Genomic DNA, 26,212 nt, shown 5'->3' with positions numbered 1-26,212 from the left:
TTAACTTTATTGTGATACTCAGAACGGTACATCATCATCATCAAAATCATTTGCCGTATAAGCAGGCACTTGTTGTGCGGGTGCTGGATTATTTGGTTGTCCACCAAACCCTTGTTGTGGTGCTGCCTGCTGTTGTGGGGCAGCTTGACCAAAACCAGGCTGAGGTTGCTGTTGATTCATCCCCATATTATTTTGTTGTGGCGCTTGCGGTGCTTGCTGACCAAACCCTGCTGCATTATTGTCAAACGGCGCATCCGTTCCTTGACGATTGCCACCGCCTAGCATTTGCATCTGACCGTTAAAATCAATCACCACTTCTGTGGAATAGCGATCTTGACCGGTATTTTGGTCTTGCCATTTGCGCGTTTGTAGCTTTCCTTCAAGGTACACCTGAGAGCCTTTGCTCAGATATTGCCCAGCAATTTCAGCCAACTTGCCAAAAATAACGACACGATGCCACTCTGTTTTTTCTTGCTTTTGACCAGACGCTTTATCATTCCACTGCTCGGAAGTCGCAACATTCAAATTCGCAATGGCATTACCATTTGCCGCATACTTCAGCTCAGGATCTCTTCCTAGCGTTCCAACCAAAATCACTTTATTGACACCACGCGCCATCTTTTACTCCCCAACTTCTTTATTTTTTAATCTTGAAATAATACCTTTTTTACGCCAAAAAAGATAATTCAAATTTTATATCTCATGATGATAATTCGATAAATATCGGATCACTTCAAATCTTAACTTATGCCAGACCTCTTTCGAGGTAATCAATCAATCCGACTTCGTCAATGACCTTGCGGTCGATCTTAAAAAACACTCTGTGTTCATCCAACAAAAAGACCACTTCATAGATACCGTCATAAGACAACATTTTTTCGGTCAACTGCTGTTTTTCGGTTCCATCCAAGTCCGTCGTATAGTGAACCGAAGCAATACTCAAAGGCAGTGGTTTAGACATGCTCATCGCAATTAAAAACCAGACAAACCCAATGGTTGCCGTAAAGAAAAACAACCCTTCCAGACTATACATTTCATAAAACCAGCCCCCGATAAACCCGCCGGAAGCGGCCCCTAAAAATTGACTGCTGGAATACACCCCACTTGCTGTGCCTTTTTTGTCTGCCGGTGAAAGTTTTACAACCAGAGAAGGTAACGAGGCTTCCAACAAATTAAAAGCGGTAAAGAAGATCAACAACAAAACAAACATTGTCCAGAAACCATTGGCTTCAAATAAAAAACCAAGCTGCATGAGCGCAATGGTTAAAATCGCCCCGACAAAAATCGGCTTCATGCGCCCTCTCGACTCAGCTTGAATAATAAACGGCACCATTAAAACAAATGACAACAACATGACCGGTAAATACAATTCCCAATGGTGAAGCGAATCCAGCCCTGCGTTATCTCGAATCATAAATGGAATCGCGATAAACATCGCCGTCAGTATGGCGTGCAACACAAACACCCCAATATCTAAACGAAGCAACTGAGGGTTCTTAATTACATCTTTAAATTGACTCGGATCGGCTTCCGCTTCACGCTGGAAGGTTTGGTTTTCAATTTTCGGCACCGCAAACAACACTAAAGCGATCCCTAAAACGCCCAGGCCTGCAATTGCCCAGAAGATCCCTCTCACACCAAATAATTCACCCAACATAGGACCGGCCACTAAAGAAAGGGTAAACGATAAACCAATCGTCATCCCCACAATGGACATGGCTCTTAAACGAAATTGTTCTGTCACCAAATCAGCCACAGTTGCCATCAGCACAGCTGCAACGGCTCCCATCCCCTGGATTGCTCGGCCGACAATCATCATCTCAATCGAATCGGCCATCGCACAGACGATCGACCCAATCATAAAGACCAGCATCCCAACAATAATCAGTGGTTTACGACCAAAACGATCTGACAACATGCCATAAGGGATCTGCAGCACGGCTTGCGTTAATCCATAAATCCCCATTGCGATCCCAATTTGAGTCGCTGTTACGCCTTGAAATTCTTCGTGTGCAAACAATGCAAACACGGGGAAAATCATAAACAGACCGAGCATTCGAGTCGAAAAAATACCCGCGACTGAGAAAGCGGCACGTCGTTCAATAGGCGCCATACTACGACTGATTCCTGACATTTGTGATATCCTGTTTATCGTTGATAGATGTGTTTGTTCTCACGTTTCGCGCGAAAAGAAATGCATCAGAGAGTTTAATTGTTCAAATAGGCCGCATTATAGCATTGTTCCCATTTCTTTAAACAGGAGCCCGAAAATGAACATTCGATCTATTGTTCTCTTAACCTGCATTATCAGTCTCTTTTTCTCACGCGTCAGTCACGCGGAAGAGACCTTGCCGAATGTTAACCAGATTGAGTTTTCTGTCACCCAAAGCCAACAGATTACAAACGACCTTGTCAACGTTCGCCTGATCGCGCAAGCAGAGCATCAAGAGGCTAACATTGTTCAACGCCAGATCAATCAAAAAATGCATCATGCTCAGACAATCTTGAACCGTTACCCGGAAATTACCGCCACCACACAAGATTATCGGGTCGTGCCTGTCTATGATGACCATCAAAAAATCCAACACTGGAAAGGGCAACAAATTCTTAATCTCACGCTTAAAAATCAGCCAGGCCTAGCTGACATTCTGACTAAACTGCAACCATATCTTAATTATAACGATATGCAGTTTTCCGTTTCAGAGGCACAGCGTGAACAAACCATGACATCTTTATTAACAAGCGCATTGGCACAATACCAAGCCAAAGCGGAATTAATTGCCGATGCGTTTGGCCAATCGGTTTATCACATCACGCAAACACGCATCCAACAGTCGCCTGCCCCCCATCCTTACCGAATGACTCAAAATATATATACGGCTAAAATGACTTCAAAAGAGGTCTCACCTGTCATTAAAACCGGAGAATCTCGCTTAAGCATCACCGTATCTGGTCGCGTTTTGATCTCAAACCAAAAAAACTGATTCCAAGCACGCCGACAGCCTATTTTACAAAGGGATCGGACAGTGTCATTCATCGCTAGGGTTTTGTTATAATAAGACTTTTGCTTTCATAACCGACAGGCTAAACCCGCATGCTAGAAGAGATTATTGTTCGAGGTGCTCGCACCCATAATTTGAAAAACATCGATGTCACACTTCCACGAGATAAGTTGATTGTGATTACAGGCCTATCCGGCTCGGGCAAATCTTCACTGGCATTTGATACCATTTATGCGGAAGGGCAACGTCGCTATGTTGAATCTTTATCTGCTTACGCGCGCCAGTTTTTATCGGTTATGGAGAAGCCAGATATCGATCACATCGAGGGGCTTTCCCCTGCGATATCAATCGAACAAAAATCCACTTCTCATAACCCGCGCTCTACTGTCGGAACCGTGACCGAAATTTATGACTATTTACGTCTATTGTATGCTCGTGCTGGTACCCCACGCTGTCCAACACATAACAGTGACCTAGTTGCTCAGACAGTTAGCCAGATGGTTGATCACACACTCGAGCTCCCTGAAGGCACCAAATGTTTATTGATTGCTCCCGTCGTGCGCGGCAAAAAAGGGGCACATCAAAACTTACTGGATGAGCTGCAAGCACAAGGTTATATCCGTGCGCGAATAGATGGCAAACTGATGGAGCTGGATGGCTCGATTGAGCTGGATAAAAAATATAAGCACGATATTGAAGTGGTCGTGGATCGCTTTAAAGTCCGTCCCGGCATCAAACAACGTTTAGCCGAATCTTTTGAAACCGCATTACACCTTGCTGATGGCATTGCTCAAGTCGTTCCAATGGATGAAGAAGATGACTTTCATTTATTATTTTCCGAGCGCTTTTCTTGCCCACAATGTGGTTATTCCGTGCCGGAATTGGAGCCCCGAATTTTTTCATTCAACAACCCACATGGTGCCTGCCCAACTTGCGATGGACTCGGGGTGAAGCAAAGCTTTGATCCAGAACGCGTGATTATGCATCCGGACTTGAGCTTAGCCGGCGGTGCCATTCGTGGTTGGGATCGACGTCATAAATACTATTATGATTTACTGAAAGCCGTTGCCGATTATTATCAGTTTGACATGGAAACGCCCTGGTTGGAACTGACTAAAGAGCAGCAAAACATTGTGTTATATGGCTCAGGCAAAGAAAAGCTACCGCTCCCACACGGTCGTTATTCCGATACGCGCCGTTTTGAAGGGGTCATCCCAAACATGGAACGCCGCTTTACTGAAACTGACAGCAAAACGGTGCGTGATGAACTGGATAAGTTTCGTGTTTCACACGTTTGTAGCAGTTGTCATGGTGCTCGCTTGAATGAGGCGGCTCGTCACGTTTTCGTTGCCGACGAAACCTTGCCCGCTCTAACAGAGCGCCCCATCGGCAACCTATATGACTTGTTCAGTCAATTGGAACTTCAAGGCACGAAAGGAGAAATTGCAGAAAAAATCATCAAAGAAGTGTTTGACCGCCTCTCCTTTCTGGTTAACGTTGGATTGAACTATCTGACGTTAAACCGAAGTGCGGACACGCTTTCTGGTGGTGAGGCACAACGAATCAGACTCGCCAGCCAAATTGGCGCCGGACTGGTCGGTGTTATGTATGTCTTGGATGAACCGTCAATCGGATTACACCAGCGAGACAATGATCGGCTGCTCAGCACATTAACTCGCTTAAGAGATTTGGGCAATACAGTCATTGTGGTGGAACATGATGAAGATGCGATTCGAGCCGCAGACTATGTACTGGATATCGGACCGGGTGCAGGTGTCCATGGCGGCCGCATCATGGCACAAGGGACTCCGAAAGAAATCATGCAAACCAAAGCCTCTTTAACTGGGCAATACCTGACGGGTGAAAAATCGATTCAAATCCCGAAAGATCGTTTGCCATTACCCGATAATTGGCTATCGATTTATGGTGCTTGCGGAAATAACTTACAAACGGTTGACTTAGAAATCCCAACCGGACTTCTTACTTGTATTACCGGGGTTTCCGGTTCCGGCAAATCCACCCTGATCAATGAGACATTGTATAAAATTACTGCCAGTAAACTGAATAAGGCGCTACTGGAACCCGCTCCTTATGAAAAAGTCACAGGATTAGAACATTTCGATAAAGTCGTTAACATTGACCAAAGCCCAATTGGCCGGACACCTCGCTCTAATCCTGCAACCTATACTGGGCTTTTCACGCCAATCCGTGAATTGCTTTCAGCCACTCCAGAAGCACGTACCCGTGGTTATACCCCTGGGCGATTCAGCTTCAATGTCAAAGGGGGACGCTGTGAAGCCTGTCAGGGAGATGGGGTCTTAAAAGTCGAAATGCATTTCTTGCCCGATGTCTATGTGGCATGTGACGTTTGCCAGGGTGCTCGCTATAACCGTGAAACCTTACAAGTCGATTACAAAGGAAAGAACATTCATGAAATCTTGGAAATGACTGTCGAAGACGCCCGCGCATTCTTTGATGCCATTCCTGTGCTTTCCAGAAAGCTACAGATGCTGATGGAAGTGGGGTTAGGCTACATCAAGCTAGGTCAAAGTGCCACTACACTTTCTGGCGGGGAGGCTCAACGTGTTAAACTCGCGAAAGAACTGTCAAAACGCGATACTGGCAGTACCCTTTACATACTCGATGAGCCGACCACAGGGCTGCATTTCCATGACATTGAATTACTGCTTAAGGTCATCCGCAACCTACGAGACCATGGCAACACCATTGTCATTATCGAACATAACCTCGATGTGATTAAAACCGCTGACTGGATTGTGGATCTCGGTCCGGAAGGTGGCTCTGGAGGCGGGCAAATTATTGCGACCGGCACACCTGAAGAGGTGGCTGAAAATAAAGCATCCTATACCGGACATTATTTGAAAAAGATTTTGAATTAACCACACCGACAATCACTTTCTATTCCGTTAAAACAGCCAGGCCTGGCTGTTTTAACGAACAAAACCAGATGGATACCTGAAGGTGCTGAATGCAAAAATTAACCTGGCAAATAATCAGTCTATGGCTCTGTGCCCAGCCATTATTGGCTGCACCTAGCGCCGCTACTAGCTGGCAAAACATTGAGTATATTGAGCGTGCCTTCATAGAAGTCGCTTTAAAAAATGAATATCGTCAAACCGATATGAAACTAGTCAAATGGGTTGCTCCGATTCAGTACCAGTTTACCTATCTCGGCCTTCCCAAAAATCCTTTTATCGAAAACTTGACTGTAACGCACTTAAAACAACTTCATACGATTACAAGGCACCCCATCACTCATGTCAGGACAGGACACGCCCCTAATCTTCAAATCATTTTCACGAAGGATCAGCATTACCAAGAAGCCATACAACGTTATATCCAGAAAGAATCAAAAGCATTGAGTCGCGACAGCAATTGCTCCGCTAGCTTCCAGCTGAACCAACAACATGAAATCATTAATGCAAACGTGGTTATTCCGATTGATTATGTAATGAGCCGAGGCTTACTCCCTGCTTGCATCGTAGAAGAAACAACCCAGGTTATGGGATTACCGAATGATTCTGACTGGGTCTTTCCCAGCATTGCAAACGATAAAAGTAAACTGGATTTACTCACGGGACTGGATTATATTTTACTAAAGCTACTCTACTCGCCAGACTTGAAACCAGGCATGGATCGCCAACAAATTCATCCAATTCTGCAGCATTTATTATACCAATGGAAAACTTCTAACTTGATTCAAGGGGCCAGTAAAAAAGTTAAAGAATCTGGGCTTTATCCCCTCATCTATTGAGGCTCTGTCTTTGCAAGTTCCTGAACCACTAACCCTGCAAGCATGAGTCCAAAAATACCCGGCATATAACTAGCGGTTCCATTCACAACACGCCCTCTCGCTCCTTCAATTTCTTCCATAGGACCCGGTGCTTTTGGAAGCTCTGTCGAAAAAACGACGGGGATGCCTTTTGCAATTCTTTGCTTTTTTAGGCGTTGCCGCATATTTCGAGCCAAACCACATGTATGGGTTTTTGAAATATCTGCAATTAAGATTTTACTCGGATCTATCCTGCGCCCAGCGCCCATGCTTGAAACCACCTTTAAGCCTTTTTGGTACGCCGTTGCCACCAAAGCCACTTTACAGTTAAGACTATCAATCGCATCCACCACATAGTCAAAATCCTCAGAAAGCAGTTCATCCATGTCATCTGGTTTCAGAAACGATTGAATCGTTGTCACTTTACAACTCGGATTAATATCATGGATACGTTGCTTCATCACTTCAGCTTTATTTTCACCCATAGTCGATTCAAGAGCGATAATCTGACGATTTAAATTGGAAGGTGAAACCGAATCATGATCAACAATAGTCAGGGAACCAACCCCTGCTCGTGCCAATGCTTCAATAACAAACCCTCCAACTCCCCCTACTCCTGCAACCAATACATGAGACTGTTGAAGTTGTTGAATGCCTCGTTCTTCAAAGACCAGTAAACTTCTTTCGAAAAGTGGCGTCATGAATCCTTCCTTATAAATAAATTTTCTGCATTAGCCGTTGTTTTCTCTATCACTTCCTGAACAGGACATTCCAGCAGTTCTGCTATTTTTATTGCAACTTTCATTAAACTGGCTAAAGGCGCATCAGAATCCAGGTTCATCCCGAAGGGTGCGTCTGATTCTAATACAAGCCTATCTAATCCAATACACTGCACCAACTCATGATACCGTCTTGCATTTTGATTAAGTAAAACTGAGTTGATGCCAATATGGAGTCCAGCATCAATAAACTGGATGGCCATCTGAGCACCACCCGCAAACCCATGCATGACTCCTTCAACGGGATGATTCTTTAAAAAGTTAAGCATTGGGTTATACGCTTTTAGACAATGAACAGAAACGGGTAAATTATATGTCTGTGCAAGTTGAATTTGCTGCGAAAAAACCAACATTTGGGTTGAGTCATTTGCAGTTACACCTTTTGAAAAATCTAAACCAATCTCGCCGATAGCACTGACTGAATTAGACGCTATTAGCAATTCTAATTGCTCTAACTGAGAAGGATAATCCGATTCAATGAAATAAGGGTGAAGTCCTAAAGCAGCGTGTATGCTTTGAAATTGTTTTGCGAGTTGCAGAGTATCGAACCAATCAGCGGTGGAGCTTCCCACAGAAAGAAACTCAGAAGTGGAATGATTGTTGGCAATCTCTAAATCGTCTGCCAAAGAATGAGAAAATTTCGGATCTGCCAAATGGCAGTGAGTATCAAATAAATAAGACATAAAAAAAGCCAGCTAATGCTGGCTTCTTATTTTAATCTTCAGATTCAGTAGATTCGACTTGAGGACGATCTACTAATTCAACATAAGCCATAGGAGCATTATCACCAGGACGGAATCCACATTTAAGAATGCGGACATATCCACCTGGTCTAGACTCATAACGAGGACCTAATTCTGAAAATAATTTTCCAACCGCTGCTTTGTCACGTAAACGTGAAAAAGCAATACGACGGTTATGAACACTGTCTTGCTTCGCTAATGTAATTAGCGGTTCAGCAACACCACGTAGTTCTTTCGCTTTAGCAACAGTTGTCTTAATCATCTCATGTTCAAACAATGATGCAGACATGTTTCTGAACATCGCTTTACGATGTGAGCTATTACGATTTAATTTACGACCACTTTTACGATGACGCATGGTAGCTTTCCTTTAAATTATGCTGACTCTTTACTAACCAAACTTGAAGGTGGCCAGTTTTCGAGTTTTGTTCCTAAACCTAAACCTCTCTGTGCAAGAACATCTTTAATTTCCTGCAATGATTTTTTACCTAGGTTTGGTGTCTTTAACAAGCTTGATTCAGCTCTTTGAACTAAATCACCAATGTAATAGATTTGTTCTGCTTTTAAACAGTTAGCTGAACGCACTGTCAACTCTAAATCATCAACTGGTTGCAAGAAGATCGGATCAAATTCATTTTCTTCTTCTTCTTGAACAACAATTTCTTTATGTTTTAAATCAACAAAAGCAATTAATTGATAATGCAGTACTGTTGCTGCTTGTTTAATCGCATCTTCTGGATCTAATGTTCCATCAGTGACGACATTCAAGATCAACTTATCTAAATCCGTTCTTTGCTCAACACGAGCATTTTGAACTTCATAACTCACTGTTTTAACAGGACTGAAACTTGCATCCAGTTTTAAAACACCGATGTTAGCTGATTCAGAATCAGTAGACTGTACAGCTGCTCTGTAACCAATCCCTTTTTCGACCTTTAGCTTCATTGAAAGTTCAGCACCCTCACCAAGGTGAGCGATAACAAGATCTGGGTTCATGATTTCAGTATCGTGATTCAACTGAATATCTGCTGCAGTAACTACTGCAGGACCCTTTTTAGACAGTGTCAATTCTGCTTCAGAAGTTTCATTTAATTTAATGGCAACTTCCTTTAAATTAAGCATGATTTCTAAAACATCTTCACGAACACCTTCAATCGCTGAATATTCGTGTAATACACCATCAATTTGTGCTTCAACAATCGCAGCACCCGGCATGGAAGATAATAAGATTCTTCTCAAAGCATTCCCTAGAGTATGCCCAAAACCACGCTCTAGAGGCTCAAGAGTTACACGGCTATTAAAACCGTTAACCGTTTTAATATCTACTAAACGTGGAGTTAGTAGCTGCTCTAACATCTCTTGCATTAGAAGTTATCTCCGTTTCAAAGGGTTTACTTAGAGTAAAGCTCGACAATTAAGTTTTCTGAAATATCAGCAGATAAATCAGAACGATCTGGTACAGTTTTGAAGACACCTTCAAACTTACTAGAATCAACTTCAACCCAACCAACATTACCAGCTTGTGCACTTAATTCTAGTGCCGCTGCAATACGAGATTGGTTACGTGATTTTTCTCTAATACTGATTACATCGCCAGCTGATACTTCATAAGAAGGAATATTTACAGACTGTCCGTTCACTTGAATGGCTTTATGCGATACAAGTTGACGAGCTTCAGCGCGTGTAGATGCAAATCCCATACGATATACAACGTTATCTAAACGGCTTTCTAAAAGCTGAAGAAGATTAACACCTGTAGATCCTTTACGACGATCTGCTTCTTTGTAATATAAACGGAACTTCTTTTCAAGTACGCCATAAATACGACGAACTTTTTGTTTTTCTCTTAACTGTAAACCGTATTCAGTTACGCGTTTACGGCCAGCACCATGCTGACCAGGTAGTTGATCAATTTTACATTTTGATTCGATGCTACGAACACCGCTCTTCAAAAATAGATCCGTACCTTCACGACGTGATAGTTTACACTTTGGACCAATATATCTAGCCATCTTCTACCTCTGAATTTTAAACGCGACGTTTTTTAGGCGGACGACAGCCGTTATGAGGGATTGGTGTCACATCAGAAATTGATGTAATTTTAAAACCAACACTATTTAAACCTCTAACTGCTGAATCACGGCCGGGTCCAGGACCTTTAACCATAACATCCATATTCTTAACACCATATTCTGTCGCCATTTGACCTGCGCGCTCTGCTGCTACCTGTGCAGCAAAAGGAGTACTTTTACGCGACCCACGGAAACCACTTCCTCCGGACGTAGCCCAGCATAGTGCATTTCCTTGACGATCTGTAATGGTAACAATGGTGTTATTAAAAGTTGCATGAACATGTGCAACTGCATCAGTTACAACCTGTTTTGCCTTCTTTTTAACACGTGAATTTGCTTTTGCCATATCTAATCTCTAATTTATGCTTAACGCTTAATAGGTTTTTTAGGACCCTTACGAGTACGAGCATTATTTTTTGTGCGTTGCCCTCTCAATGGAAGACTACGACGATGGCGAATTCCTCGGTAACACCCCATATCCATCAAACGCTTGATGTTCATAGTAACGTCACGACGAAGATCACCTTCAATCTTAAACTTTGTAACTTCTGAACGAAGTGCTTCTAACTGTTCTTCAGTTAGTTCACGAACTTTCGTTGTTGGATCAATATTCACATCTGCACAAATTTTTTGAGCTGTCGTTTGTCCAACCCCGTAGATCGATCTTAATCCAATAACAATATGTTTATTTACTGGAATGTTTACGCCGGCAATACGAGCCATTTTGCGCTCCTTAACTATCCATCTACCGAAAAACGAGCGATTATACTCATTTCTAGGATTAATTACTAGTAGTAACTCTAATTTTCAATAAATTAAAATTACCGACCCTTTAAATTAGCTTTTTTCATCATACTTTCGTATTGACCTGATTGCATGTGAGCTTGAATGTTTGTCATAAAATCCATAACCACAATAACAATAATCAGCAATGATGTTCCACCAAAATAAAAAGGAACATTCCAATACAAAATCAAGAATTCAGGTAACAAACAGACAAGTGTAATATATATTGCACCTGCTAATGTTAAACGACTCATGATTGTATCAATTCTTCTTGCTGTTTGCTGACCAGGGCGAATACCTGGAATATAAGCACCAGATTTTCTCAAGTTATCAGCTGTTTCATTTGGATTGAAAACAATTGCTGTATAGAAAAAACAAAAGAAAATAATCGCCATTGCATAAAATAAAATATACAAAGGCTGACCTGGTGACATTGTTGTTGCAATGTCTTTAAGCCATCCCATATTTTCTGCAGTACCAAACCATCCACCAAGTGTTGCTGGGAATAGAATAATGCTTGAAGCAAAAATTGGTGGAATCACACCCGCCATGTTTAACTTCAATGGCAAATGGCCTTCTTGACCGCCATACAACTTACGGCCACGCATGCGTTGAGCATAATGAATTGGAATACGGCGTTGTCCTCTTTCAACAAAAACAACGAACGCAATCACCAAGAACACTAATGCTAATAACACAAAAGCAGTTATCGCATGCATTGCACCAGTATTAACTTGCTCAAATGTACCGCCAAGTGCAGAAGGTAAACCTGCTACAATACCTGCAAAAATAATTAAAGAAATACCGTTTCCAATACCTCTTTCGGTGATTTGCTCACCTAACCACATTAAGAAAATTGTTCCGCTTACTAAAGTAGCAACGGCAATAACCTTAAATAACAAACCTGGCTCAACAACGACAGACATCCCATTAATATTCTGGGACTCTAATGCTATTGCGACGCCTAGCGCTTGGAATGTTGCTAGCACAACAGTTCCATAACGTGTGTATTGGGTAATTTTTCTTCGACCAGCTTCACCGTCTTTCTTTAACTGCTCAAGGGTAGGAGATACAACCGTCAATAACTGCATAATGATAGAGGCAGAAATATACGGCATAATCCCTAGTGCCAAGATAGAAAGCCTTTGAAGAGCACCACCAGAAAACATGTTAAACATGTCTAAGATCGTACCCTTTTGCTGTTCAAACATAGCAGCCAGCGCAACTGGGTCAATCAAAGGAACAGGAATATGAGTTCCTAAACGGTAAACAATTAATGCACCTAAGACAAAAAATATTTTTTGGCTCAACCCACCTGTGCCTGAATTTTCAATTGACTGACTATTCATAATCAAACTTCTACTGATCCGCCGGCAGCTTCAATAGTAGCTTTGGCGCCAGCAGTTACTTTCAGACCAGAAATTTTAACTGCTTTTTTCATCTCACCGCTATTGATTACTTTAACCGTCTTGATTTTTTCTGAAATAAGGTTTGCAGCTTTTAATGCTGGCAAATCAATGACATCAGAATCAACTGAAGATAATACATCTAAACGAATCTCCGCTGCATAAGCAGACTTTCTAGATGTAAAACCAACCTTTGGAAGACGGCGTTGCAATGGCATCTGACCACCTTCAAAACCAATTTTTGGCATTCCGCCAGAACGTGACTTTTGACCTTTATGACCTCTACCAGCCATTTTTCCGTTTCCAGAACCTTGGCCACGACCTTTACGCTTCGCAAGTTTCTTTGCGCCTTCAGCAGGCTTTAAAGTATTTAAATGCATATTATGCTTCCTCTACTTTAAGCAAATAGGAAACTTTATTGATCATTCCTCTATTTTCAGGAGTGTCAATAACCGCTACTGTTTGGTGCATTTTTCTCAAACCTAAACCAGACACACAAGCTTTGTGTGCTGGCAAACGTCCAATAGTGCTTTTAACCAAAGTAACATTGACTAATTTCTTATCTGACATTTTATTCACCTAAAATTTCTTCAACTGATTTACCACGTTTTGCAGCAATCAGTTCTGGGCTACTCATTCCTGTCAAAGCATTAACGGTTGAACGAACAACGTTTACTGGACGAGTTGTACCAACACATTTTGCTAATACGTCTTTTACACCAGCTGCTTCTAATACTGCGCGCATCGCACCACCCGCGATAATTCCCGTACCATCAGAGGCAGGTAACATCACGATATTGGCAGCACCTTGTTTAAAGTTAATAGGATACTGCAATGTACCACCATCTAGGTGAACATCTTTCATATTACGACGAGCTTTTTCCATTGCTTTTTTAATGGCAACAGGAACTTCATTCGCCTTACCACTTCCATAGCCAACACGACCTTCACCGTCACCAACAACAGTTAAAGCAGAAAAACCAAACACTCGACCACCTTTCACAACTTTTGCGACACGGCGGACAGAGACTAATTTTTCAACAAGACCATCTTGACCTTCTTGTAATTCCTTTGAAGACATTGTAATCCCTTCTTTTAAAATTGAAGACCGTTCTCTCGAGCAGAATCTGCCAAGACTTGAACGCGTCCATGATATTTAAAACCAGAGCGGTCAAATGCAACAGATTCAATACCCGCAGCCTTAGCCTTTTCCGCTATTGACTTACCAACGAGTTCAGCCGCTTCTTTGTTTCCACCAAAAGCAACTTGCTTTTTAATATCTGCTTGGACTGTAGAGCATGAAGCAACAACAGATGAACCATCTGAAGAGATAATCTGAGCATAAATATGCTTAGGCGTGCGATGCACACAAAGACGAGCTCTATCTTGTGAACCAAGTTTTGCTCTAGTCTTTTTTGCTCTACGAAGTCGGGTAGCTTTCTTATCCATTTATATTCCCAACCTTTATTTTTTCTTAGCTTCTTTACGCAAGATATATTCATCAGCATATTTAACACCTTTACCTTTATAAGGTTCAGGAGGTCTATACCCACGAATTTCAGCAGCAACTTGACCAACAACTTGCTTATCTGCGCCTTTAACTACGATTTCAGTCTGGCTTGGTGTTTCAACCGTCACACCCTCAGGTAGCTCATGATTGACTGGATGAGAAAAACCTAACGTTAAGTTAAGCACTTTACCTTGTGCCTGTGCTCTATAACCGACACCGACCAATTGTAATTTCTTTTCAAATCCTTCAGTAACACCTAACACCATATTATTAATGATAGATCTCGCTGTACCAGCTTGTGCCCATGCATTCTTACTTTCGCTCTTCGGCGCCACTGTTACAACACCGTCTTCTAGAGATACTGAAACAGCATGGTTAAATGTTTTAGACAATGCACCCTTTGATCCTTTTACAGACACATCAGTTCCATTGATCGTTACATCTACACCAGATGGTAAAGTAATAGGAGATTTTGCAATTCTTGACATTGTTTATCTCCCTTAAGCTATATAACAAATAATCTCACCGCCGATACCCGCTTTACGCGCATCACGATCAGACATGATTCCTTTAGAAGTTGAAACTACAGCAACTCCTAAACCACCGATTACTTTTGGCAACTCATCTTTATTCTTATAAACACGCAAACCTGGACGGCTTACACGCTTAAGCATTTCAATGACTGGTTGACCTTCAAAATACTTCAAATCAACCGATAATTCTGACTTACCATTCTTATCACTTACGCTGTATGAACTAACATACCCTTCACCCGTTAATACTTTTGCGACTGCAACTTTAACTTTTGATGAAGGCATAACAACATTCGAATGACCAGCAATTTGACCATTACGAATACGAGTTAGCATATCAGCTATTGGATCAGACATACTCATAAATATTTATCCTTACCAACTTGCTTTTCTTAAACCAGGAACATCACCCTGCATTGCTAACTGTCTTAGCATGTTACGTGACAACCCAAATTTTCTGTAAACACCATGAGGACGTCCTGTTAATCTACAACGATTCTGTTGTCTAGCAGGAGAAGCGTTTCTTGGAAGTTTTGCCAACTTATCCATTGCTTCCATACGTTCTTCAAAGCTTAGAGACATATCAACAGATGCTTTTTTTAACTCAGCTCTTTTTGCTGAATATTTAGCAACCATCTTTGCTCTTTTCTTTTCTCTTTCAATCATTGATTGCTTTGCCATGAGAAACCTCTATTGCTTTTTAAATGGAAAATTAAAGGCTTCTAAAAGAGCTTTTGCTTCTTCATTTGTTGAAGCAGTCGTTGCAAAGTTGATATCCATTCCACGAATTTTATCAACCTTTTCAAATTCAATTTCAGGGAAAATGATTTGCTCTTTCACACCTAAATTGTAATTACCTCGACCATCAAACGCATTTCCTTTAACACCTTGGAAATCACGAACTCGTGGCAAAGCAACATTAATCAATCTATCCAAAAACTCATACATTTTGGCCCCACGAAGTGTCACTTTACAACCAAGTGGATATCCATCACGTACTTTAAAACTTGCAACAGAGCGTCTTGCAAGCGTTTTAACAGGCTTCTGACCAGTAATCGCTTCCATATCTGACACTGCATTATCAAGTATTTTCTTGTCACCAATTGCTTCACCAACGCCCATATTGATCGTAATCTTTGTGAGTTTTGGAGCTTGCATTACTGACTTATAACCAAATTTTTCGACTAACGCCGGAATAACTTGATCATTATAAATTTTTTGTAATCTTGCCATATTTCAACCTACTTAAGCATCAACCGACTTGCCATTAGACTTAAAGAAACGTGTTTTCACATCTCCTTCAACTCTAACACCAACACGGTCCGCTTTTTTTGTTTCAGGATTGTATAAAGCAACATTAGAAGCATCAACAGGCATTTCTTTAGAAACAATACCACCTTGTTCACCCGTCATAGGGTTAGGTTTAACATGTTTCTTAGCCAAATTAATTCCATCTACTATTAGCTTACCATTTTGCATAACTTGAGAAACTGAACCGCGTTTCCCTTTGTCTTTTCCAGCAATAACGATAACCTCATCACCTTTTCTTAGACGATTCATTATCAGTTCCTTATAAAACTTCTGGAGCTAGCGAAACGATTTTCATAAATTTATCGTTACGTAGCTCACGTGTTACTGGGCCAAAAATACGTGTTCCGATAGGCTCTAGCTTAGTATTAAGAATAACAGCAGCATTACCATCAAACTTAATCTTTGAACCATCTGGACGTCTTACGCCTTGCGCCGTACGAACGACAACCGCATCAAAAACATCACCTTTTTTGACTTTGCCGCGAGGTGCAGCCTCTTTAACAGCTACTTTAATAACATCACCAACACTCGCATAGCGACGCTTAGAACCGCCCAGTACCTTAATACATTGGACCTTTCTTGCACCACTATTGTCAGCGACATCAAGTACAGTTTGCATTTGAATCATGATGGAACTCCATCCATAAAATTTAAATAACACAAAAACCGCCAAAATAACTAGTCCCTTTTTACAGGCTTGGTTATTAAGGCGGTGAAAAATTTGGGCAATTATATCAGATTGATATCAAAAGTCTACTTTTATTACAACGCAGCTTTTTCGTCAATTGAAACCAATGACCAAGTCTTTCTCTTAGAGAAAGGGGTACATTCTGAAATGGTGACTCTATCACCAACTCCGCAAGCATTATCAGCATCATGTGCCATAACTTTTGTAGACTTTCTAACAAACTTTTTATATTTAGGATGCTTAATATAACGGTTTGTCATAACTACAACTGATTTGTCCATGCCGTTGCTAACAACAACACCTTGCATTGTACGTGCTTTATTTTCACTACCAGCCATTCTTATTTACTCACTTTTTGACGAATGATGGTTTTAACTCGTGCAACAGAACGACGAACAGTTTTTAACTGTGCGCTATTCGACAACTGACCAGTCGCATGTTGCATTCTTAAGTTAAATTGCTCTTGAAGAAGATTTAGTAAATCTTCTCTAAGCTCTTCAACTGACTTTTCTTTTAATTCTGAAGTCATCTTACATCACCGTTCTTGTTACAAATTGTGTTTTGAAAGGAAGTTTTGCAGCAGCAAGCTCAAATGCTTCTCTTGCAACAACTTCATCAACACCTTGCATTTCATAAAGGACACGACCAGGTTGAACCTGAGCAACCCAGTACTCTACACTACCTTTACCTTTACCCATACGAACCTCAAGAGGTTTATTGGTAATCGGCTTATCAGGAAATACACGAATCCAAATCTTAGCACCACGCTTTACTTTACGTGTCATAACACGACGGGCTGCTTCAATTTGACGTGAAGTCATACGACCACGCTCCATTGCCTTCAAACCGAATTCACCAAAGCTAATTTTGTTACCAACATTAGCAAGACCGCGGTTACGTCCTTTATGCATCTTTCTAAATTTTGTACGTTTTGGCATTAACATAACAAGTATTCCTTTTATTTACGGCCTTTCTTGCCTTTAGATTGTTTCTTGTCATCACTTACCATTGAAATTTTTTCTAGCTTTTCACCTTTAAAGATCCAAACTTTAACCCCAATTTTACCGTAAGTGGTATCTGCTTCGAAAGTCGCGTAATCAATGTCAGCACGAAGTGTATGAAGAGGAACACGTCCTTCTCTATACCACTCAGCACGTGCAATTTCTGCACCATTTAAACGACCAGAAACATTTACTTTAATACCTTGCGCACCTAAACGCATTGCATTACTTACCGCACGCTTCATAGCACGACGGAACTGGATACGCTTCTCTAATTGCTGTGCAATTCCTTCAGCGACCAACTTAGCATCTAATTCAGGCTTCTTGATTTCTTCGATATTAATGTTAACCGGCATCCCAGTTTTAGCAATCAAAGCTTGCTTTAATTTTTCAATATCTTCACCTTTCTTACCAATCACAACACCTGGACGAGCGGTGTGAATAGTAACACGAACACCGTTTGCAACGCGTTCGATGTTAATTTGGCTCACTGAAGCATGTTTTAGCTTTTCATTTAACTCTTTTCGGATTTCGATATCACTGATAAGGAAATCAGAATAGTTTTTGCTATCCGCATACCAGCGAGCATTCCAATCTTTGGTAATCCCTAATCGGATCCCAATCGGATGTACTTTTTGACCCATTCTGACTCTCCTTACTTATCGCCAACAGTAACAGTAATATGACTGATACGTTTTAGGATACGATTTCCACGACCTTTTGCTCTAGCACGCATACGTTTCATGATAGGCCCTTCATTGACATAAGCTTCAGTTACCTTTAGCTCATCAATATCTGCACCTTCATTATTTTCTGCATTCGCAATAGCCGAATTCAATACTTTGCTCATCAACTCAGAGGCCTTTTTATCACTAAAAGCCAATATATTTACAGCTGCTTCAACATCTTTTCCACGAATTAAATCCGCTACAAGACGCGCTTTCTGAGGAGAAATACGAGCAAATCTATGAGTAGCACTAACCTGCATGTTATCTCTCCTTATTTAGATTTTTTATCAGCTGCATGACCGCGATATGTACGGGTCATTGAAAACTCACCAAGCTTATGTCCGACCATGTTTTCTGAAACATAGACAGGAATATGCTCTTTACCGTTGTGAACTGCAATCGTCAAACCAATCATATCAGGAAGAATCATAGATCTTCTTGACCATGTTTTTATTGGACGTTTATTACCAGATTCTTGTGCCTCCATCACCTTTTTTACAAGGTGATGATCTACAAAAGGTCCTTTTTTAACTGAACGTGGCATAGGGTCCTTCCTTATTTATTTCTACGACGTACGATCATTCTGTCAGTACGTTTATTACTACGTGTCTTCTTACCTTTGGTCGGAACACCCCATGGTGTAACTGGGTTACGACCACCTGAAGTACGACCTTCACCACCACCATGAGGGTGATCAACCGGGTTCATTGCAACACCACGTACAGTTGGACGAACACCTTTCCAACGCTTAGCACCAGCTTTCCCAAGCTTTCTAAGTGAATGTTCTTGGTTTCCAACTTCACCGATAGTTGCACGACAATCAGCTAAGATTTTTCTCATCTCACCTGAACGCAGTTTAACTAAAACATAAGCACCATCACGCCCAGCAATTTGAGCATAAGCACCAGCACTTCGAGCGATTTGAGCACCTTTACCTGGTCTCATTTCTAATGCGTGTACGACAGTACCAACTGGAATATTTCTTAACGGCAAGGCATTTCCAGCCTTAATAGAAACATGCTCACCAGACTCAACAGGATCACCTGCTTTAACATGTCTTGGTGCAAGAATATAACGTCTTTCACCATCCGCATATTTCAACAGCGCGATGTGTGCTGTTCTGTTTGGATCATATTCTAAGCGCTCTACAACCGCAGCGACACCATCTTTGTTTCTTTTGAAATCAATTTGACGATAATGTTGCTTGTGACCACCACCTTGGTGTCTTACTGTAATGCGACCATTAGAGTTACGACCACCAGATTTAGATTTCTTTTCTAGCAATGCTGAAAAAGGTTTGCCTTTATGCAAATCTGGTTCAACAACACTTACGACAAAACGACGACCTGGTGATGTAGGTTTTGATTTTTTAATTATAGCCATGACAAACCCTCTTATTCAGCACCAACAAAATCAATCTCTTGCCCAGGAGCTAAACGTACAATAGCTTTTCTCAAACCATTACGCTTACCTACTCGACCTTTAAAGACTTTTGTTTTGCCTTTAATATTGATCATGTTTACAGATTGAACCTTTACATCAAACAATGATTCAACCGCTTGTTTAACTTCAGGCTTTGTTGCATTAGGCACAACCTTGAAAATATACTGCTCAGAAGCATCCGCCATCAAAGCTGATTTTTCTGAGACATGAGGAGCCAATAATACTTTTAGTAAACGTTCTTTACTCATGCTAGCTTCTCCTCAAGTTGCTTAATCGCACCTTGCGTTACTACAATCGACTTAAAACCTACTAAACTGACCGGATCAATTGAGGCAACATCACACACATCTGCATGATATAAATTGCGTGCTGACAAATATAAATACTCATCAAAACCTTCTGTAATAACTAAAGCATCTTTCAGGTTCAAAGTATTCAATTTAGCCACAAAGTCTTTCGTCTTAGGTGCTTCTATTTTAAAGTCATCAACGACTACTAATCTTTCTGTACGTGCTAACTCTGAAAAAATCGCTTTCATCGCACCACGGTACATTTTTTTATTCACTTTCTGAGAAAAGTCACGGTTATGGCCTGGGAATGCACGCCCACCACCAATCCAGATTGGACCACGACTGGTACCCGCACGCGCACGACCTGAACCTTTCTGAGCCCATGGTTTTGCACCACCACCTCTTACTGCTGAACGATTTTTCTGACCTTTCGTACCAGAACGTGCACCAGCTAGATAAGCGTTAACAACTTGATGAACAAGGGCTTCGTTAAATTCAGCACCAAAAATGGCTTCTGAAACCTTAACTGATCCCGCTTCTTTTCCACTTGCTAATTCAATTAATTTTAAATCCATCACGCCCACCTTATTTAATTGCCTTGCGAACAATAACGGTACTACCTTTTGCGCCAGGCAAAGCACCTTTGATCAACAGTAATGAATTTTCAACATCAACCTTAACCAACTCAAGATTAAGCGTTGTTTGTTTTACATTCCCCATATGACCGGCCATCTTTTTCCCCTTGAATACTCTTCCAGGAGTTTGGTTTTGACCAATTGAACCAGGTGCACGGTGAGAAATAGAGTTACCATGAGTTGCATCTTGCATTTTAAAGTTATGTCTTTTGACACCACCTTGAAAACCTTTACCTTTAGTTGTGCCAGACACATCAACTACTGCAACATCATTAAATTTTTCGACTGTAATTTCAGAACCAGGCTCTAAACCTTCTGCTTCTGAAACATCATCTAATCTAAACTCCCACAAACCTTGACCAGCTTCTACACCAGCTTTTGCATAATGACCAGCTTCAGGCTTTGAAACACGACCAGCGTGCTTTGAACCGAAAGTAACCTGAATGGCATCATAACCATCAGTTTCATTATTTTTGATTTGTGTTATGCGGTTTGGTGAAACCTCCACCACCGTCACAGGAGTCGATACACCATCCTCGTTAAATACACGAGTCATACCAACTTTGGTACCAATGACACCAATACCCATATCGTTACCTCATTATTATTTCTACATTAACCATTTCGATTGATGGTTAACAACCAAGCTAATTATCTTAGCTCTAACTGTACATCCACACCTGCTGCAAGATCTAACTTCATCAATGCATCAACTGTTTTATCTGTCGGATCAACGATATCCAACAAACGCTTATGTGTACGAATTTCATACTGGTCACGCGCATCTTTGTTAACATGCGGTGAAACCAACACTGTAAAACGCTCTTTACGGGTAGGCATTGGAATAGGGCCCTTAACCTGAGCGCCTGTTCTTTTAGCTGTTTCCGTAATTTCACGAGCAGACTGATCAATCAAACGATGATCGAAAGCCTTCAAGCGAATACGAATATTTTGAGTCGCCATAATAATCTTTTTCTCATATTACAAAAAAAGAAAAGCAGTGACATGAATATAGCCACTGCTCACTAAGGTTGCGGATTGTAACAATAAATCAAAATACTTTCAAGCATTTAATTTATTGTTTTCTAAACATTATTTAATCAATAATTTTAGCAACAACACCCGCACCAACTGTACGTCCACCTTCACGAATCGCGAAACGTAAACCTTCGTTCATCGCGATCGGGTTGATTAACTCTACAGTCATTTGCACGTTATCACCAGGCATAACCATTTCTGTTCCTGCTGGTAGTTCACATGCACCTGTTACATCTGTTGTACGGAAGTAGAACTGTGGACGATATCCTTGGAAGAATGGTGTATGACGACCACCTTCATCTTTTGATAGTACATACACTTCTGCTTCGAACTTAGTATGTGGTGTTACTGTACCCTTATGAGCAAGTACTTGACCACGTTCGATATCTTCACGCTTAGTACCACGCAATAGGATACCTACGTTATCCCCTGCTTCACCTTGGTCAAGCAGCTTACGGAACATTTCAACACCTGTTACAGTTGTAGTTGTTGTTGGACGGATACCGACGATTTCGATTTCTTCACCAACTTTTACAACACCTGTTTCAACACGACCTGTTGCAACCGTTCCACGACCTTGGATTGAGAAGATATCTTCTACAGGCATTAGGAATGGTTTATCTGTTTGACGTGTTGGTTCTGGGATGTATGTATCCAATGCATCTACCAAACGACCGATTGATGGCTCACCAATTTCTGATTGATCACCTTCGATAGCTTTAAGAGCTGACCCCATGATTACCGGTGTATCATCACCTGGGAAATCATAAGTATCTAGAAGTTCACGAACTTCCATTTCTACTAGCTCTAGCAATTCTTCATCATCAACCATGTCAGCTTTGTTTAGGTAAACAACGATGTATGGCACACCTACCTGACGAGATAGAAGAATGTGCTCACGCGTTTGTGGCATTGGGCCATCTGCTGCTGAACATACTAGGATTGCACCGTCCATCTGTGCCGCACCTGTGATCATGTTTTTTACATAGTCGGCGTGACCTGGGCAGTCTACGTGAGCATAGTGACGTGTTTCTGACTCATACTCAACGTGTGCTGTTGAGATAGTAATACCACGCTCACGCTCTTCCGGTGCGTTATCGATGTTAGCGTAGTCTTTTGCTTCGCCACCGAATTTTTTACCTTGTACAATTGTTAGAGCCGCTGTAAGAGTTGTTTTACCATGGTCAACGTGACCAATCGTACCAACGTTTACGTGCGGCTTACTACGTTCAAACTTTTCTTTTGCCATTTTAAAAATCCTAATTAAACTTTAAATTTTAAATTATTCACCCTTCTGGGCTTTAGCAATAATCTCTTCTTGGATATTAGAAGGCGCATCATTATATTTCAAGAATGTCATACTATAGTTTGCACGACCTTGAGTTAAAGAACGCATCTGGTTGGAATACCCAAACATTTCAGAAAGTGGCACTTCTGCTTTAATTGATTTACCAGAAGCAATATCATCCATACTTGAAACCATCCCACGACGTCTATTCAAGTCACCGATAATATCTCCCATATATTCTTCAGGAGTTGTCACTTCAACCGCCATAACCGGCTCAAGAATTACTGGATTTGCTTGGGTAACACCATTTTTAATACCCATACCAGCTGCAACACTGAAAGCCATTTCGTTAGAGTCCACATCATGGTAAGAACCATCAATTAACTCAACAGAAACATCAACCATAGGGAAGCCAGCAATAACACCATTTTCTAATTGTTGCTGTGCACCTTTCTCAACAGCACCAATATACTCACGAGGTACAGCACCACCAACAATACTGTTGATAAACTCAAAACCTGACCCAGCTTCACGAGGAGAGATTTTAAATACAACATGACCATACTGACCACGACCACCGGACTGACGAACAAACTTCCCATCCGCTTCTACTGGCTTCTTAATGGTTTCACGGTATGAAACTTGTGGAGCACCAATATTCGCTTCCACATTGAACTCACGCTTCATACGATCAACAATGATGTCCAAGTGAAGCTCACCCATACCTGAAATAATGGTTTGATTGGTTTCTTCGTCTGTTTTAACTCGGAAAGAAGGATCTTCCGCAGCCAACTTCTGAAGAGCAATCCCCATTTTTTCTTGGTCCGCTTTTGTTTTAGGCTCAATCGCGATCGAGATTACTGGATCCGGAAATTCCATACGCTCCAAGATAATTTTATTATCTGGATCACACAACGTATCACCTGTAGTCGTATCTTTTAGACCAACGGCACAAGCAATTTCACCTGCACGAACTTCTTTAATCTCTTCACGAGAGTTAGAGTGCATCTGCAGAATACGTCCTACACGCTCACGCTTACTCTTCACTGAATTGTAAACTGGACTACCTGCCGTCAACACACCTGAATAAACACGGAAGAAAGTTAGCGTCCCAACATAAGGGTCCGTCATAACCTTAAATGCCAATGCTGCAAAAGGCTCATCATCTGTTGAATGACGTTCAGCTTTTGTACCATCTTCTAATTCACCCTGTATCGCAGGAACATCAGATGGTGCAGGCATATACTCAATAACCGCATCCAATAATGCTTGAACACCTTTATTTTTAAAGGCAGAACCACAGAACATTGGAACAATTTCAACATCAATACAACGCTGACGAATACCGGCTTTAATTTCCTCTTCAGAAAGATCACCTTCTTCCAAGTACTTATCCATTAATTCTTCATTAGCTTCTGCTGCAGACTCAACCATCTTTTCGCGCCATTCTTGACACAACTCAACCATATCTTCTGGGATATCTTCATAGGTATATTTCATCCCCATGTTTTCTTCTTCCCAGTAAATTGCTTTCATTTTGACAAGATCAACTACACCACGGAAAGTTTCTTCTGCACCAATAGGCAACTGCATAGGAACCGGCAACGCACCCAAACGATCAATAACCATTTGATTTACGTTTAAAAAGTTCGCTCCAGCACGGTCCATTTTATTAACAAAGCCCATACGTGGCACGCCATACTTATCCGCTTGACGCCAGACTGTTTCAGACTGAGGCTCAACACCACTTACTGAACAAAAACACGTTACAGCACCATCAAGAACACGCAATGAACGCTCTACTTCAATCGTAAAGTCAACGTGCCCTGGAGTATCGATAATGTTAATACGATGCTCAGGAAACTGCTGCGCCATCCCGCTCCAGTGAGTAGTCGTTGCTGCAGAAGTAATTGTAATACCACGCTCTTGCTCTTGCTCCATCCAGTCCATGGTTGCACCACCATCATGCACCTCACCAATTTTGTGAGAAACACCTGTGTAGAACAAAATACGCTCTGTTGTTGTGGTTTTACCCGCATCAATGTGGGCCATGATACCGATATTACGATATCTTTCAATTGGGGTCTTACGTGCCACGTTAATTAACCTTTTAATTTAATTCTAAAATAATAAAGGCCCTAACCGGGCCCAATTTAGATTACCAACGGAAATGTGAAAACGCTTTGTTCGCTTCCGCCATTCGATGAGTATCTTCTTTCTTCTTAATCGCAGAACCGCGATTTTCGAGAGCATCTGATAATTCACCAGCTAAGCGCAACATCATGCCTTTCTCACTACGCTTACGAGCAGCTTCTACAATCCATCTCATCGCTAGAGCTGTCTTACGCTCTGAACGCACTTCAACTGGTACTTGGTAAGTTGCACCACCCACACGGCGAGATTTAACCTCTACCATCGGGCCAACATTTTCCAAAGCTTCTCTCAGTAGCACTGCATGCTCGCCGCCTTTTTTTCTATCTACAACAACATCTAATGCATCATAGACAATTTTTTCAGCGACAGCTTTTTTACCACTGACCATAATCATGTTTACAAACTTTGTTAATGTTGTATCACCAAACTTTGGATCTGGTAAAACTTGTCTTTTAGGTATTTCTCTTCTTCTTGCCATTCTTACTCTTCCGGTATAAATTTACACTAATTATTGCAAAACGTATGTTAAGGAATTATTACCCCTTAGGACGCTTCGCACCGTACTTAGAACGACCTTGTTTACGACCATCTACACCTGCGCAATCCAGAGAACCACGAACTGTATGATAACGTACACCAGGTAAATCTTTTACACGACCACCGCGAATTAAAATCACGGAGTGTTCTTGCAAGTTGTGACCTTCACCACCGATATAACTAGAAACTTCATATCCGTTAGTTAAGCGTACACGTGCAACTTTACGTAGGGCAGAGTTAGGCTTTTTAGGGGTTGTTGTATAAACACGCGTACATACTCCACGACGTTGAGGACAAGCCTCTAGCGCAGGTACATTTGACTTTTTCATCTTATCTTTACGCGGCTTACGCACCAACTGGTTAATAGTAGCCATTAATTCTCACTCCATCTTAAGATCTAAATCTTAATTACTAAAAATCCATGGGCTAAAAAAGCCCATGAGTAAGGTTGAGGAATTTTAGTGATCCCCAAACA

General features: G+C 41.4%; 38 protein-coding genes. 3 read left to right on the top strand and 35 right to left on the bottom strand.

Translation table 11 applies throughout. The features are described from left to right. Positions 1-18: 18 nt before the first annotated feature. Positions 19-618, bottom strand: a complete 600-nt coding sequence (gene ssb, locus GHNINEIG_RS01680) for a single-stranded DNA-binding protein (protein WP_135795033.1) — start codon at positions 616-618, stop codon at positions 19-21. 127 nt (positions 619-745) lie between these two features. Then, positions 746-2,134, bottom strand: coding sequence for an MFS transporter (locus GHNINEIG_RS01675; protein ID WP_135795032.1), 1,389 nt, complete (start codon positions 2,132-2,134; stop codon positions 746-748). Positions 2,135-2,270: 136 nt separating this feature from the next. Here GHNINEIG_RS01675 and GHNINEIG_RS01670 point away from each other — a divergent pair, with 136 nt between their 5' ends. The 3 genes from GHNINEIG_RS01670 (at position 2,271) to GHNINEIG_RS01660 (ending at position 6,777) form a co-directional block, all read left to right on the top strand. Then, positions 2,271-2,984, top strand: a complete 714-nt coding sequence (locus tag GHNINEIG_RS01670; RefSeq protein ID WP_135795031.1) for an SIMPL domain-containing protein — start codon at positions 2,271-2,273, stop codon at positions 2,982-2,984. 110 nt (positions 2,985-3,094) lie between these two features. After that, on the top strand, positions 3,095-5,902 hold the full coding sequence (gene uvrA, locus GHNINEIG_RS01665; protein ID WP_135795030.1) for an excinuclease ABC subunit UvrA: 2,808 nt from the start codon (positions 3,095-3,097) through the stop codon (positions 5,900-5,902). Positions 5,903-5,991: 89 nt separating this feature from the next. Continuing rightward, a complete protein-coding gene (locus GHNINEIG_RS01660; RefSeq protein ID WP_135795029.1) occupies positions 5,992-6,777 on the top strand; it encodes a DUF2927 domain-containing protein in 786 nt (261 codons plus the stop codon). Here GHNINEIG_RS01660 and GHNINEIG_RS01655 read toward each other — a convergent pair. The 33 genes from GHNINEIG_RS01655 to rpsL form a co-directional block, all read right to left on the bottom strand. After that, a complete protein-coding gene (locus tag GHNINEIG_RS01655) occupies positions 6,771-7,496 on the bottom strand; it encodes a tRNA threonylcarbamoyladenosine dehydratase (protein ID WP_135795028.1) in 726 nt (241 codons plus the stop codon). The two genes, GHNINEIG_RS01660 and GHNINEIG_RS01655, sit on opposite strands and share 7 nt — an antisense overlap. Then, positions 7,493-8,257, bottom strand: a complete 765-nt coding sequence (locus GHNINEIG_RS01650; protein ID WP_135795027.1) for a TatD family hydrolase — start codon at positions 8,255-8,257, stop codon at positions 7,493-7,495. Before GHNINEIG_RS01650 ends, GHNINEIG_RS01655 begins: the two co-directional genes overlap by 4 nt. Before the next feature lie 31 nt (positions 8,258-8,288). Then, positions 8,289-8,675, bottom strand: coding sequence for a 50S ribosomal protein L17 (rplQ, locus tag GHNINEIG_RS01645; RefSeq protein ID WP_011369741.1), 387 nt, complete (start codon positions 8,673-8,675; stop codon positions 8,289-8,291). 17 nt (positions 8,676-8,692) lie between these two features. Then, entirely contained in the window at positions 8,693-9,682 is a 990-nt protein-coding gene (locus tag GHNINEIG_RS01640) for a DNA-directed RNA polymerase subunit alpha (RefSeq protein ID WP_135795026.1), read from the bottom strand. A 26-nt stretch (positions 9,683-9,708) separates the two neighbouring features. After that, positions 9,709-10,329 carry a 30S ribosomal protein S4 gene (rpsD, locus tag GHNINEIG_RS01635; protein ID WP_135795025.1) on the bottom strand — a complete coding sequence of 207 codons (621 nt, stop codon included), beginning with the start codon at positions 10,327-10,329 and terminating at the stop codon, positions 9,709-9,711. 16 nt (positions 10,330-10,345) lie between these two features. Beyond that, positions 10,346-10,735 (bottom strand): 30S ribosomal protein S11, encoded by a 390-nt coding sequence (rpsK, locus tag GHNINEIG_RS01630; protein ID WP_011369738.1) that lies wholly within the window; start codon positions 10,733-10,735, stop codon positions 10,346-10,348. A gap of 20 nt (positions 10,736-10,755) precedes the next feature. After that, on the bottom strand, positions 10,756-11,112 hold the full coding sequence (gene rpsM / locus GHNINEIG_RS01625) for a 30S ribosomal protein S13 (RefSeq protein WP_011369737.1): 357 nt from the start codon (positions 11,110-11,112) through the stop codon (positions 10,756-10,758). Positions 11,113-11,210: 98 nt separating this feature from the next. Further along, complete coding sequence (gene secY, locus GHNINEIG_RS01620) at positions 11,211-12,524, bottom strand: preprotein translocase subunit SecY (RefSeq protein WP_011369736.1); 1,314 nt, start codon at positions 12,522-12,524, stop codon at positions 11,211-11,213. Positions 12,525-12,526: 2 nt separating this feature from the next. Then, positions 12,527-12,961: a 50S ribosomal protein L15 gene (gene rplO / locus GHNINEIG_RS01615; protein WP_135795024.1), complete on the bottom strand. Its 435-nt coding sequence runs from the start codon at positions 12,959-12,961 to the stop codon at positions 12,527-12,529. Position 12,962: 1 nt separating this feature from the next. Next, a complete protein-coding gene (gene rpmD / locus GHNINEIG_RS01610) occupies positions 12,963-13,151 on the bottom strand; it encodes a 50S ribosomal protein L30 (RefSeq protein WP_135795023.1) in 189 nt (62 codons plus the stop codon). Position 13,152: 1 nt separating this feature from the next. Next, positions 13,153-13,662: a 30S ribosomal protein S5 gene (gene rpsE / locus GHNINEIG_RS01605; protein ID WP_011369733.1), complete on the bottom strand. Its 510-nt coding sequence runs from the start codon at positions 13,660-13,662 to the stop codon at positions 13,153-13,155. Positions 13,663-13,676: 14 nt separating this feature from the next. Next, entirely contained in the window at positions 13,677-14,030 is a 354-nt protein-coding gene (gene rplR, locus GHNINEIG_RS01600) for a 50S ribosomal protein L18 (RefSeq protein ID WP_011369732.1), read from the bottom strand. A 15-nt stretch (positions 14,031-14,045) separates the two neighbouring features. Further along, the gene (gene rplF, locus GHNINEIG_RS01595) at positions 14,046-14,579 is read right to left on the bottom strand and encodes a 50S ribosomal protein L6 (RefSeq protein ID WP_135795022.1); all 534 of its coding nucleotides are present in this window, start codon (positions 14,577-14,579) and stop codon (positions 14,046-14,048) included. Between the two features lie 12 nt (positions 14,580-14,591). Then, positions 14,592-14,987, bottom strand: coding sequence for a 30S ribosomal protein S8 (rpsH, locus tag GHNINEIG_RS01590; RefSeq protein WP_011369730.1), 396 nt, complete (start codon positions 14,985-14,987; stop codon positions 14,592-14,594). A gap of 12 nt (positions 14,988-14,999) precedes the next feature. Next, positions 15,000-15,305 carry a 30S ribosomal protein S14 gene (rpsN, locus tag GHNINEIG_RS01585; protein WP_135795021.1) on the bottom strand — a complete coding sequence of 102 codons (306 nt, stop codon included), beginning with the start codon at positions 15,303-15,305 and terminating at the stop codon, positions 15,000-15,002. 9 nt (positions 15,306-15,314) lie between these two features. Further along, positions 15,315-15,857: a 50S ribosomal protein L5 gene (gene rplE, locus GHNINEIG_RS01580; RefSeq protein ID WP_135795020.1), complete on the bottom strand. Its 543-nt coding sequence runs from the start codon at positions 15,855-15,857 to the stop codon at positions 15,315-15,317. 12 nt (positions 15,858-15,869) lie between these two features. Next, positions 15,870-16,184 (bottom strand): 50S ribosomal protein L24, encoded by a 315-nt coding sequence (gene rplX, locus GHNINEIG_RS01575; RefSeq protein WP_011369727.1) that lies wholly within the window; start codon positions 16,182-16,184, stop codon positions 15,870-15,872. Between the two features lie 10 nt (positions 16,185-16,194). Further along, positions 16,195-16,563 (bottom strand): 50S ribosomal protein L14, encoded by a 369-nt coding sequence (gene rplN, locus GHNINEIG_RS01570; protein ID WP_011369726.1) that lies wholly within the window; start codon positions 16,561-16,563, stop codon positions 16,195-16,197. A gap of 134 nt (positions 16,564-16,697) precedes the next feature. Continuing rightward, on the bottom strand, positions 16,698-16,961 hold the full coding sequence (gene rpsQ / locus GHNINEIG_RS01565; protein ID WP_011369725.1) for a 30S ribosomal protein S17: 264 nt from the start codon (positions 16,959-16,961) through the stop codon (positions 16,698-16,700). 2 nt (positions 16,962-16,963) lie between these two features. Next, positions 16,964-17,152, bottom strand: a complete 189-nt coding sequence (gene rpmC, locus GHNINEIG_RS01560; protein ID WP_011369724.1) for a 50S ribosomal protein L29 — start codon at positions 17,150-17,152, stop codon at positions 16,964-16,966. A gap of 1 nt (position 17,153) precedes the next feature. Continuing rightward, positions 17,154-17,567: a 50S ribosomal protein L16 gene (rplP, locus tag GHNINEIG_RS01555; RefSeq protein ID WP_011369723.1), complete on the bottom strand. Its 414-nt coding sequence runs from the start codon at positions 17,565-17,567 to the stop codon at positions 17,154-17,156. A gap of 14 nt (positions 17,568-17,581) precedes the next feature. Continuing rightward, on the bottom strand, positions 17,582-18,268 hold the full coding sequence (gene rpsC / locus GHNINEIG_RS01550; RefSeq protein ID WP_011369722.1) for a 30S ribosomal protein S3: 687 nt from the start codon (positions 18,266-18,268) through the stop codon (positions 17,582-17,584). Positions 18,269-18,279: 11 nt separating this feature from the next. After that, complete coding sequence (rplV, locus tag GHNINEIG_RS01545) at positions 18,280-18,612, bottom strand: 50S ribosomal protein L22 (protein ID WP_135795019.1); 333 nt, start codon at positions 18,610-18,612, stop codon at positions 18,280-18,282. Positions 18,613-18,623: 11 nt separating this feature from the next. Beyond that, positions 18,624-18,896, bottom strand: coding sequence for a 30S ribosomal protein S19 (gene rpsS / locus GHNINEIG_RS01540; protein WP_011369720.1), 273 nt, complete (start codon positions 18,894-18,896; stop codon positions 18,624-18,626). Between the two features lie 11 nt (positions 18,897-18,907). Beyond that, the gene (gene rplB / locus GHNINEIG_RS01535) at positions 18,908-19,735 is read right to left on the bottom strand and encodes a 50S ribosomal protein L2 (RefSeq protein WP_011369719.1); all 828 of its coding nucleotides are present in this window, start codon (positions 19,733-19,735) and stop codon (positions 18,908-18,910) included. An 11-nt stretch (positions 19,736-19,746) separates the two neighbouring features. Then, on the bottom strand, positions 19,747-20,043 hold the full coding sequence (gene rplW / locus GHNINEIG_RS01530; RefSeq protein WP_135795018.1) for a 50S ribosomal protein L23: 297 nt from the start codon (positions 20,041-20,043) through the stop codon (positions 19,747-19,749). Beyond that, a complete protein-coding gene (gene rplD / locus GHNINEIG_RS01525; protein ID WP_135795017.1) occupies positions 20,040-20,660 on the bottom strand; it encodes a 50S ribosomal protein L4 in 621 nt (206 codons plus the stop codon). Before rplD ends, rplW begins: the two co-directional genes overlap by 4 nt. Positions 20,661-20,670: 10 nt before the next feature. Then, on the bottom strand, positions 20,671-21,309 hold the full coding sequence (gene rplC / locus GHNINEIG_RS01520) for a 50S ribosomal protein L3 (RefSeq protein WP_135795016.1): 639 nt from the start codon (positions 21,307-21,309) through the stop codon (positions 20,671-20,673). 62 nt (positions 21,310-21,371) lie between these two features. Further along, on the bottom strand, positions 21,372-21,683 hold the full coding sequence (gene rpsJ, locus GHNINEIG_RS01515; protein WP_011369715.1) for a 30S ribosomal protein S10: 312 nt from the start codon (positions 21,681-21,683) through the stop codon (positions 21,372-21,374). A gap of 133 nt (positions 21,684-21,816) precedes the next feature. Continuing rightward, entirely contained in the window at positions 21,817-23,007 is a 1,191-nt protein-coding gene (tuf, locus tag GHNINEIG_RS01510) for an elongation factor Tu (RefSeq protein ID WP_135795007.1), read from the bottom strand. Between the two features lie 33 nt (positions 23,008-23,040). Further along, the gene (gene fusA / locus GHNINEIG_RS01505; protein WP_135795015.1) at positions 23,041-25,143 is read right to left on the bottom strand and encodes an elongation factor G; all 2,103 of its coding nucleotides are present in this window, start codon (positions 25,141-25,143) and stop codon (positions 23,041-23,043) included. Positions 25,144-25,204: 61 nt separating this feature from the next. Next, positions 25,205-25,678, bottom strand: a complete 474-nt coding sequence (rpsG, locus tag GHNINEIG_RS01500; RefSeq protein WP_011369713.1) for a 30S ribosomal protein S7 — start codon at positions 25,676-25,678, stop codon at positions 25,205-25,207. A 58-nt stretch (positions 25,679-25,736) separates the two neighbouring features. Further along, on the bottom strand, positions 25,737-26,111 hold the full coding sequence (gene rpsL / locus GHNINEIG_RS01495) for a 30S ribosomal protein S12 (protein ID WP_011369712.1): 375 nt from the start codon (positions 26,109-26,111) through the stop codon (positions 25,737-25,739). Positions 26,112-26,212 lie beyond the last annotated feature (101 nt).

Origin of the sequence: Hydrogenovibrio crunogenus (genome assembly GCF_004786015.1) — a bacterium.
Classification (GTDB): domain Bacteria; phylum Pseudomonadota; class Gammaproteobacteria; order Thiomicrospirales; family Thiomicrospiraceae; genus Hydrogenovibrio; species Hydrogenovibrio crunogenus.
This window is presented reverse-complemented; position numbering and strand designations above follow the sequence as displayed.

Coding starts and splice junctions, on each gene's coding strand:
- ssb (WP_135795033.1), bottom strand. CDS start 618: ATGGCGCGTGGTGTCAATAAAGTGATTTTGGTTGGAACGCTAGGAAGA.
- GHNINEIG_RS01675 (WP_135795032.1), bottom strand. CDS start 2,134: ATGTCAGGAATCAGTCGTAGTATGGCGCCTATTGAACGACGTGCCGCT.
- GHNINEIG_RS01670 (WP_135795031.1), top strand. CDS start 2,271: ATGAACATTCGATCTATTGTTCTCTTAACCTGCATTATCAGTCTCTTT.
- uvrA (WP_135795030.1), top strand. CDS start 3,095: ATGCTAGAAGAGATTATTGTTCGAGGTGCTCGCACCCATAATTTGAAA.
- GHNINEIG_RS01660 (WP_135795029.1), top strand. CDS start 5,992: ATGCAAAAATTAACCTGGCAAATAATCAGTCTATGGCTCTGTGCCCAG.
- GHNINEIG_RS01655 (WP_135795028.1), bottom strand. CDS start 7,496: ATGACGCCACTTTTCGAAAGAAGTTTACTGGTCTTTGAAGAACGAGGC.
- GHNINEIG_RS01650 (WP_135795027.1), bottom strand. CDS start 8,257: ATGTCTTATTTATTTGATACTCACTGCCATTTGGCAGATCCGAAATTT.
- rplQ (WP_011369741.1), bottom strand. CDS start 8,675: ATGCGTCATCGTAAAAGTGGTCGTAAATTAAATCGTAATAGCTCACAT.
- GHNINEIG_RS01640 (WP_135795026.1), bottom strand. CDS start 9,682: ATGCAAGAGATGTTAGAGCAGCTACTAACTCCACGTTTAGTAGATATT.
- rpsD (WP_135795025.1), bottom strand. CDS start 10,329: ATGGCTAGATATATTGGTCCAAAGTGTAAACTATCACGTCGTGAAGGT.
- rpsK (WP_011369738.1), bottom strand. CDS start 10,735: ATGGCAAAAGCAAATTCACGTGTTAAAAAGAAGGCAAAACAGGTTGTA.
- rpsM (WP_011369737.1), bottom strand. CDS start 11,112: ATGGCTCGTATTGCCGGCGTAAACATTCCAGTAAATAAACATATTGTT.
- secY (WP_011369736.1), bottom strand. CDS start 12,524: ATGAATAGTCAGTCAATTGAAAATTCAGGCACAGGTGGGTTGAGCCAA.
- rplO (WP_135795024.1), bottom strand. CDS start 12,961: ATGCATTTAAATACTTTAAAGCCTGCTGAAGGCGCAAAGAAACTTGCG.
- rpmD (WP_135795023.1), bottom strand. CDS start 13,151: ATGTCAGATAAGAAATTAGTCAATGTTACTTTGGTTAAAAGCACTATT.
- rpsE (WP_011369733.1), bottom strand. CDS start 13,662: ATGTCTTCAAAGGAATTACAAGAAGGTCAAGATGGTCTTGTTGAAAAA.
- rplR (WP_011369732.1), bottom strand. CDS start 14,030: ATGGATAAGAAAGCTACCCGACTTCGTAGAGCAAAAAAGACTAGAGCA.
- rplF (WP_135795022.1), bottom strand. CDS start 14,579: ATGTCAAGAATTGCAAAATCTCCTATTACTTTACCATCTGGTGTAGAT.
- rpsH (WP_011369730.1), bottom strand. CDS start 14,987: ATGAGTATGTCTGATCCAATAGCTGATATGCTAACTCGTATTCGTAAT.
- rpsN (WP_135795021.1), bottom strand. CDS start 15,305: ATGGCAAAGCAATCAATGATTGAAAGAGAAAAGAAAAGAGCAAAGATG.
- rplE (WP_135795020.1), bottom strand. CDS start 15,857: ATGGCAAGATTACAAAAAATTTATAATGATCAAGTTATTCCGGCGTTA.
- rplX (WP_011369727.1), bottom strand. CDS start 16,184: ATGAATCGTCTAAGAAAAGGTGATGAGGTTATCGTTATTGCTGGAAAA.
- rplN (WP_011369726.1), bottom strand. CDS start 16,563: ATGATTCAAATGCAAACTGTACTTGATGTCGCTGACAATAGTGGTGCA.
- rpsQ (WP_011369725.1), bottom strand. CDS start 16,961: ATGGCTGGTAGTGAAAATAAAGCACGTACAATGCAAGGTGTTGTTGTT.
- rpmC (WP_011369724.1), bottom strand. CDS start 17,152: ATGACTTCAGAATTAAAAGAAAAGTCAGTTGAAGAGCTTAGAGAAGAT.
- rplP (WP_011369723.1), bottom strand. CDS start 17,567: ATGTTAATGCCAAAACGTACAAAATTTAGAAAGATGCATAAAGGACGT.
- rpsC (WP_011369722.1), bottom strand. CDS start 18,268: ATGGGTCAAAAAGTACATCCGATTGGGATCCGATTAGGGATTACCAAA.
- rplV (WP_135795019.1), bottom strand. CDS start 18,612: ATGCAGGTTAGTGCTACTCATAGATTTGCTCGTATTTCTCCTCAGAAA.
- rpsS (WP_011369720.1), bottom strand. CDS start 18,896: ATGCCACGTTCAGTTAAAAAAGGACCTTTTGTAGATCATCACCTTGTA.
- rplB (WP_011369719.1), bottom strand. CDS start 19,735: ATGGCTATAATTAAAAAATCAAAACCTACATCACCAGGTCGTCGTTTT.
- rplW (WP_135795018.1), bottom strand. CDS start 20,043: ATGAGTAAAGAACGTTTACTAAAAGTATTATTGGCTCCTCATGTCTCA.
- rplD (WP_135795017.1), bottom strand. CDS start 20,660: ATGGATTTAAAATTAATTGAATTAGCAAGTGGAAAAGAAGCGGGATCA.
- rplC (WP_135795016.1), bottom strand. CDS start 21,309: ATGGGTATTGGTGTCATTGGTACCAAAGTTGGTATGACTCGTGTATTT.
- rpsJ (WP_011369715.1), bottom strand. CDS start 21,683: ATGGCGACTCAAAATATTCGTATTCGCTTGAAGGCTTTCGATCATCGT.
- tuf (WP_135795007.1), bottom strand. CDS start 23,007: ATGGCAAAAGAAAAGTTTGAACGTAGTAAGCCGCACGTAAACGTTGGT.
- rpsG (WP_011369713.1), bottom strand. CDS start 25,678: ATGGCAAGAAGAAGAGAAATACCTAAAAGACAAGTTTTACCAGATCCA.
- rpsL (WP_011369712.1), bottom strand. CDS start 26,111: ATGGCTACTATTAACCAGTTGGTGCGTAAGCCGCGTAAAGATAAGATG.